The 7077-nt window shown below is 75.4% G+C and carries 6 protein-coding genes; 3 read left to right on the top strand and 3 right to left on the bottom strand.

From position 1 onward, the window contains the following. A partial coding sequence (gene efeB / locus KS423_RS09700; RefSeq protein ID WP_224277252.1) for an iron uptake transporter deferrochelatase/peroxidase subunit occupies nucleotides 1-1194 on the top strand: 1194 nt, incomplete at its 5' end. A 53-nt stretch (nucleotides 1195-1247) separates the two neighbouring features. Here efeB and KS423_RS09695 read toward each other — a convergent pair. Both KS423_RS09695 and KS423_RS09690 read right to left on the bottom strand, forming a co-directional pair. Then, a complete protein-coding gene (locus tag KS423_RS09695; protein ID WP_224277250.1) occupies nucleotides 1248-2630 on the bottom strand; it encodes an ATP-binding protein in 1383 nt (460 codons plus the stop codon). 8 nt (nucleotides 2631-2638) lie between these two features. Continuing rightward, nucleotides 2639-3319, bottom strand: coding sequence for a response regulator transcription factor (locus KS423_RS09690; RefSeq protein WP_224277248.1), 681 nt, complete (start codon nucleotides 3317-3319; stop codon nucleotides 2639-2641). Nucleotides 3320-3496: 177 nt separating this feature from the next. Here KS423_RS09690 and KS423_RS09685 point away from each other — a divergent pair, with 177 nt between their 5' ends. Beyond that, nucleotides 3497-4996: a glutamate synthase subunit beta gene (locus KS423_RS09685; protein WP_224277247.1), complete on the top strand. Its 1500-nt coding sequence runs from the start codon at nucleotides 3497-3499 to the stop codon at nucleotides 4994-4996. 147 nt (nucleotides 4997-5143) lie between these two features. After that, nucleotides 5144-5650: a hypothetical protein gene (locus KS423_RS09680; RefSeq protein ID WP_224277245.1), complete on the top strand. Its 507-nt coding sequence runs from the start codon at nucleotides 5144-5146 to the stop codon at nucleotides 5648-5650. A gap of 98 nt (nucleotides 5651-5748) precedes the next feature. On the opposite strand, the gene KS423_RS09675 is transcribed toward KS423_RS09680, so the two are convergent. Beyond that, on the bottom strand, nucleotides 5749-7044 hold the full coding sequence (locus tag KS423_RS09675; protein ID WP_224277243.1) for an MFS transporter: 1296 nt from the start codon (nucleotides 7042-7044) through the stop codon (nucleotides 5749-5751). Nucleotides 7045-7077 lie beyond the last annotated feature (33 nt).

Here is a 7077-nt window from a genome sequence, read left to right as displayed (position 1 = left end):
GGCGCCGGAGCGGCTGTCCTGGCCGGCGGCGCCCTCACCCTCGGCGCCGGCCCGGCCGCCGCCGGGGAGGGCGAGCACGAGAGGAGCGGGGCGGTCCCGTTCCACGGCACCCACCAGGCCGGCATCACCACCCCGGCCCCCGGCTTCGCGGCCTTCGTCTCCTGCCAGGTGATAGCCCGGGACCGCACGGGGCTGGAACAGCTGTTCCGCACCCTGACCGAGCGGATCCGCTTCCTCACCGCCGGCGGCACCCCGCCGGACCTCGGTGTCGGTGCGCCGCCCTCGGACAGCGGCATCCTCGGCCCGACCGTTCCCACCGACCACCTGACCGTCACGGTCGGCGTCGGAGCCTCGCTCTTCGACGACCGCTACGGGCTGGCCAAGGCCAAACCGGTCAGGCTCGCGCCGATGAGGACATTCCCGAACGACAACCTCCAGGCCGCCGAACTGCACGGCGACCTCTCGCTGCAGATCTGCGCCGACCGCCAGGACACCGTGCTGCACGCGCTGCGCGACATCACCCGGCACACCCGGGGCGCCATGCAGATCCTCTGGCGGATCGACGGCTTCCAGAACCAGTCCCGCCCGGACGGCGCGCAGCGGAACCTGCTCGGCTTCAAGGACGGCATCGTCAACCCGGACACCGGATCCGGGCGCGAGATGGACCGGCTGGTCTGGGTCACCGACGGGACGGGCGAGCCCGCCTGGGCGACCGGCGGCAGCTACCAGGTGATCCGGATCATCCGGATGCTGATCGAGTTCTGGGACCGCGTCACCCTCACCGAGCAGGAGAAGATGTTCGGCCGCCGCCGCGACACCGGCGCGCCGCTGGACGGCGTCCGGGAGACCGACGCGCCGGACTACGCCAAGGACCCGAACGGCACCGCGATCCCGCTCGACGCGCACATCCGGCTGGCCAACCCGCGTACCGCCGACACCGACGACTCGCGCATCCTGCGCCGGGGCTTCAACTACGACCGGGGGATCGACCAGACGGGCAACCTGGACATGGGCCTGGTGTTCTGCTGCTACCAGCAGGACGTGGTGCGGCAGTTCGAGGCCACCCAGACCCGGCTCGTCGGCGAGCCGCTGGTGGACTACATCTCGCCGACCGGCGGCGGGTACTTCTTCGTCCTGCCCGGCGTGCGGGACGACGCCGACTGGCTCGGACGGGGGCTGCTGGCCGCCGTCTGACGCGGTGCCGGACAGGGCGGGCCCCGGCGCGCCCCCTTCGGGGCCGGGCCCGTTCAGGAACCGAGGGTGAAACCGATCACCGCGCCGCCGCCCTCCCGGTTGGCGGCGAAGGCCGTCCCGTCGTGCGAGCGGGCCACCTCGTGCACGATGGCCAGGCCCAGTCCGGAACCGGGCAGGCTGCGGGCGGCGGTGGCCCGGTAGAAGCGGTCGAAGACCCGGTCGAGGTCGGCCGGGTCGATGCCCGGGCCGCGGTCGCGCACCTCCACCCGTCGGCCGCGCACCACCACCTCGATCGGGCTCGTCCCGGCCGGGTCGAACTTGGCGGCGTTGTCCAGCAGGTTGCCCACCGCGCGGGCCAGCGCGTCCGGCCGGGCGGTGACGACGGTCCCGTCCGCGTCCACCACGATCTCCCGGTCGCTGCGCCGCCGGGCCTGGGCGACGGCCTGCCGGACCACGTCGGCGAGGACCACCTCGGTCGGCCGCTCGTCCGCCCTGCGGTCCGCCGCGAGAGCCACCAGCTCCTCCACCAGCTGGGTCAACTCCCTTGCCTCCTCGGCCAGATCGGCCATCAGCGCGGCGCGTTCGGCGGGTGGCAGCCGGTCCAGACCGGGGAGCACCGAGAGGTTGGTGCGCAGGCTGGTCAGCGGGGTGCGCAGCTCGTGCCCGGCATCCTGGACCAGCCGGCGCTGGTTCTCCTTGGCGGTGGCGAGCCGGACCAGCATCCGGTCGAAGGCCCGGCCGAGCCGGCCCACCTCGTCCGTTCCGGCGGCGGGCACCGGGACGTCCAACCGCCCGCTGGTGGCGACCAGTTCGGCCGCGTCGGTGAGCCGGACCAGCCGTCCGGTGATCCGTCGGGCGAGCAGCCGGCCGGCCCCGCCTGCGAGCACCGCGACGACCGCCACCAGGGCCACCGTGCGGGTCCGCAGGGCGGTCAGCAGCTTCTCGGTGGGCCCGACCTGCTGGATGATCTGGACCGCGCCGCGCCGGCCGCCGAGCGACACCACACCGACCCGGTAGGCGTCGCCGTGCCAGTGGCGCAGCCCGGTGGAGGTGCGGCCGGGCTGCTCGGCGTGGGCGAGGTCGTGGTCGGCCGGCGTCGGCGGCAGGTCGAGCCGGGCGGTGCCGGGCAGCACCCGGCCGTCGGGGTCGAGGGACTGCGTGGTGACCCGGATCGGGCGCACCAGGTCGTCGCTCAGCCCGCTCGGACCGGCGAAGTCGCCCGGGAGGAGGACCTGCCGCTCGACCTGCCGGTCCACGGAGTCGACGGCGGCGGTGAAGTCGGCGGTCTCGTCGTCCCGGATCAGCCTGGCGGCGGCGTGGTAGCCGAGTGCGCCGATCAGCACCGCGACCAGCGCGGCGATCGCGGCGAAGGCCAGTGCGAGGGTGGTGCGCAGGCCCGGGCGCGGGAGGCGTGTCCGCCGCGGTCGGCGGGGCACCGGCCCGCTCACGGCTTGCGCAGCGTGTAGCCGACGCCGCGGACGGTGTGGATCAGCGGCAGCAGGCCGGGGCGGTCGAGCTTGCGGCGCAGGTAGCCGATGAACACCGCGAGGTTCTTCGAGCCGGGGCCGAAGTCGTAGCCCCAGATCCGCTCGTACAGGGTGGCCTGGTCGAGGACGGCGCCGGCGTGCCGGGCCAGCAGCTCCAGCAGGTCGAACTCGGTGCGGGAGAGTTCGAGCTCTCGGGCGGCGCGCCAGGCCCGTCGGGCCGACGGCTCGATCCGGAGGTCGGCGACGGTCAGCACCTCGGCGGCGGGCTCGGGCGGCCGACGGCGCAGCAGGGCGCGCAGGCGGGCGAACAGCTCGTCCACGTCGAAGGGTTTGACCAGGTAGTCGTCGGCGCCGGCGTCGAGGCCGGCGATCCGGTCCGGGACCTCGACCCGGGCGGTGAGCATCAGCACCGGGGTGCGGTCACCTGCCGCGCGCAGCCGGCGGCAGACCTCCAGGCCGTCCGGCTCGGGCATCATCACGTCGAGCACCAGGACGTCCGGGCGCTGTTCGGCGAGGACGGCCAGGGTCTGGGTGCCGTCGGCGGCGATCCGCACCCGGTAGCCCTCCAGCATCAGGGCGCGGGCGAGCGAGTCGCGGATGGCCCGGTCGTCCTCGGCGATCAGCACGGTGTGGGTCATGGCGGAGATTCTCCCTGGCGTGCTCACGACGCCTCCGGGCGGGGCCGCGGTATCCCGGGCCGGTCCGGGACCGCTGCCTCTTTCGCGCGGTGCTTCGCGGGCGTACGGTGGCCACACGGTGGCGCGCCGCCGGGTGAGCCGCCTGGTCCGTGTCGGCACGCCCTACCGGAGGCCGCGATGGCAGACCGGATGGCCTTCTTCACCACCCCGCGCGCGGAGCGCACGCGGCGGGACGCGCGGGAGCGGCTGGGGGACCGGCGGGAGGTGTACCGGCCGGGGTCCCTGCTGCCGATGGTGGGCGGACAGGCCGGGCGGTGCATGGACTGCGGCTTGCCGTTCTGCCACAACGCCTGTCCGCTGGGGAACCTGGTGCCGGAGTGGAACCGGCTGGTGGCGGAGTCGGGGACGGGCGGGGAAGCGGACGCGGGACCGGATTGGCGGGCGGCTGCGGCGCGGCTGCTGGCGACCAACAACTTCCCGGAGTTCACCGGGCGGCTCTGCCCGGCGCCCTGCGAGAGCGCCTGCGTGCTGGCGATCGACGGCGCGGCGGTGACGATCAAGAACGTGGAGCTGGCGATCGCCGACCGGGCCTGGGAGGCAGGCTGGGACGGGCCCCGGCCGCCCGAGCGGGCCGATGGGCGGCGGGTCGCGGTGATCGGCTCGGGCCCGGCCGGGCTCGCCGCCGCCCAGCAGCTGACCAGGGCCGGGCACGCCACCACGGTGTACGAGCGGGCCGACCGCGCGGGCGGGCTGCTGCGGTACGGCATCCCGCCGTTCCGGCTGGAGAAGCACCGGCTGGAGCGTCGGCTGGACCAGCTGCGGGCCGAGGGCGCCGCCTTCCGCACCGGGGTGTGGGTCGGCCGGGACGTCCCGGGCGAGGAGCTGCGGGCCGGGTACGACGCGGTGGTGGTCGCGGTGGGCGCGACCGCCTGCCGGGACCTGCCGGTACCGGGGCAGGACCTGTCCGGGGTCCACCAGGCGATGGAGTACCTGACCTGGGCGAACCGGGTGGACGAGGGCGACTGCCCGGCCTCGCCGCTGTCCGCCGAAGGGCGGCACGTGGTGATCGTCGGCGGTGGGGACACGGCGGCGGACTGCCTGGGGACGGCGCTGCGCCAGCACGCAGCCTCGGTCACCCAGCTGGACATCAACCCGCGTCCGCCGCAGCGCCGGGCCTCCGGGCAGCCCTGGCCCGTGCACCCCAAGGTGTACCGGGAGACCACCTCGCACGAGGAGTCCTGTGCCGCGGAGGCCGGGCCCCGGGTGTTCGAGGCGGCCACCGTGGGCTTCGAGCCCGGCCCGGACGGCCGGCTGGCCGCCGTCCGCTTCGCCGAGGCCGGGCCGGTCGACCGCAACCCGCGGGCGGGCACCGAACGGAGCCTGCCGGCGCAGCTGGCGCTGCTCGCACTGGGCTTCACCGGGCCGGAGCCGGACCGCCGGCTGTTCGCCCAACTCGGCCTCGCCACCGGGCCGGAGGGAACCCTGGCCAGGGACGACGGCTTCGCCACGGCGACGGAGGGCGTGTTCGTCGCGGGGGACGCCGGGCGCGGGCAGTCGCTGATCGTCTGGGCGATCGCGGAGGGGCGGGCGGTGGCGGCGGCGGTGGACCGGTACCTGCGGGGGTGGACGGAGCTGCCGGAGCCGATCCGGGCGTCGGCGCGGGCGCTCACGGTGTGAGTCCGGGAGCGTAGGCGCCGGGCCGGGAGGCCGCGGACGCGATCGGGTCGGGTACGTACGGCCTTTGCTACGATACGGCGGAAAAGCCGTCAGGAGTTGTGCGTACGGGGACCGGAGGGCGAGAGTGTGAGTGCGGGTGAGGGGGCGGTGACGTCGGTCGAGGTTCGCTACACCCCGACGGCCGCCGACTTCCGGGAGGCGTTCGCGGCGTGGGCCCGGCGCACGGTGGCCGGGCGTCGGGCGCGGCGTGCCACGTACGTGATGGCCGCCGGCGCGACGGCGGGTGCCGGGCTGCTCGCCGTTGTCGGCGGGGTGGCGCTGCTGCCGGCCGTGCTGCTGGCGGTGTTCGCGTTGCTGGTGGTGCTCGCGCTGCCCGGGTTGCGGGTGCGGCGGGTGATGCGGGTGGTGGCGGACAAGGGTGAGTTCCGGGTCGTGCTGGACGACTACGGGGTGGTCGTGAGCACTGCGGCCTCGGTCACCGAGCTCGGCTGGCCGGACCAGTGCTACCACCTGGAGACGCCCGGGATGTTCCTGCTGCTGGGCGGTAGCGAGGAGACGGGGGTGGTGACCATGCTGCCCAAGCGCGGGACCGAGGACGTCCGGCGGCTGGGGGAGCTGATCGATCGGCACGCGGCGGCGCTCGTCCTGGACTGAGTGGCGGTTCGTGCGGTGGGGCCGGCTCTGCGCGTGCGTCACGGTGCGGGGCCGGTGCGGTTGGTGCGTCATGGAGTGGGGCCGGTGCGGTTGGCGGGTCACGGGGTGGGCTCCGCCCCGGTCGGCTCGGTGCGGTGCGCCCGCTGGTCGTAGCGCCAGAGCGCGGGGATCGCGGCGGACAGCGCGGCCGAGCTGCCGAGGCAGAGCAGGCCGCCGGTGCGCAGGGCCGCCCGGATGCCCTGCCGGGCGGCGAGCCCGCCGGCCCGCAGGTCGCCCAGGGCCGGGCCGGCGGAGCCGATCAGCATCTCCAACCCGGCTGCGCGGCCCCGGAGTTCGTCCGGAATGGACTGGTTCCAGATGGCGCTGCGGAAGGTGTCGCCGATCCAGTGCGCGCCGCCCGCGACGGTCAGGCAGAACAGGGCGGCCCACAGGCCCGGGGCGAAGGCGGCCGCGGCCGTCGCCGCGCCGACCAGGGCGGCGGAGAGCAGGACCAGTCGGCCGTGGCGGTGCACCCGCTCCGCCCATCCGCCGGTCGCGGCGGCGATCAGGCTGCCGACCGCACTGGCCGAGTAGAGCAGGCCGAGCGCCCAGCCGGCGTCCAGGTCCGCGGCGAGGAAGGGGAAGAGCGCGGTGGGCAGGGCGAAGGCGGTGGCTGCGAGGTCGGCCAGGTAGGTACCCACCAGGTCGGGTCGCCGGGCCGCGTACCGGGCACCGTCGAGGAGCTCGGTGAGCTGTGGTGCCTCGGCGTCCCGCGCCGAGGGGACCGGCCGGACCTGGGCGAGCAGCGCGATCGAGAGCAGGAAGGTGCCGAGGTCGACGAGGTAGGCCGCCGGGACGCCGGTGGTGGCGATCAGCAGTCCGGCCCCCGCAGGCGCGGCCACGCCGCCGATGCTCCAGCGCAGCGAGAGCAGGGCGCCCGCCGCCACCAGCTGGTCCTGGGGCACCAACCGGGGGACCATCGCCTCGACCGAGGGCTGCTGGATGCCCTGGAGCGCCGCCGCCACTCCGGCGGCGACGTAGAGGGGCCAGACGGCGGGGGCGCCGAGCAGCGCGTTGGCCAGCAGCAGGGCGCTGAGCGCGGCCAGTGCGATCTCGGTGACCAGGGCGACGGTGCGGCGGTCGGCGCGGTCGGCGAGGACGCCGCCGTAGAGGCCGAACAGGATGGTGGGCACGAGTTCGACCGCGCCGACCGCGCCCACGGCCAGCGGTGAGCCGGTGAGGTCGGCGATCTGGAGCGGGATCGCCGTCATGGTGAAGATCGAGCCGAGCAGGGTGACCGTGCCGGAGGTCCAGGCCAGCCGGAAGTCCCGGGAGGACCGCCAGGGCGCGGTGTTCGGCAGCAGTCGGGACCGGAAGCGGTCCGTTCCGTCCGTCGTGTTCGGTCCGGTGGTCATGAGGGGGTGATCCCTTCGCGGCCGTCGGCGTCG

The organism is Streptomyces sp. LS1784, assembly GCF_020103755.1.
Classification (GTDB): Bacteria; Actinomycetota; Actinomycetes; order Streptomycetales; family Streptomycetaceae; genus Kitasatospora.
Note: the sequence above shows the minus strand (reverse complement) of the source record. Positions and strands in the feature narration are given on the sequence as shown.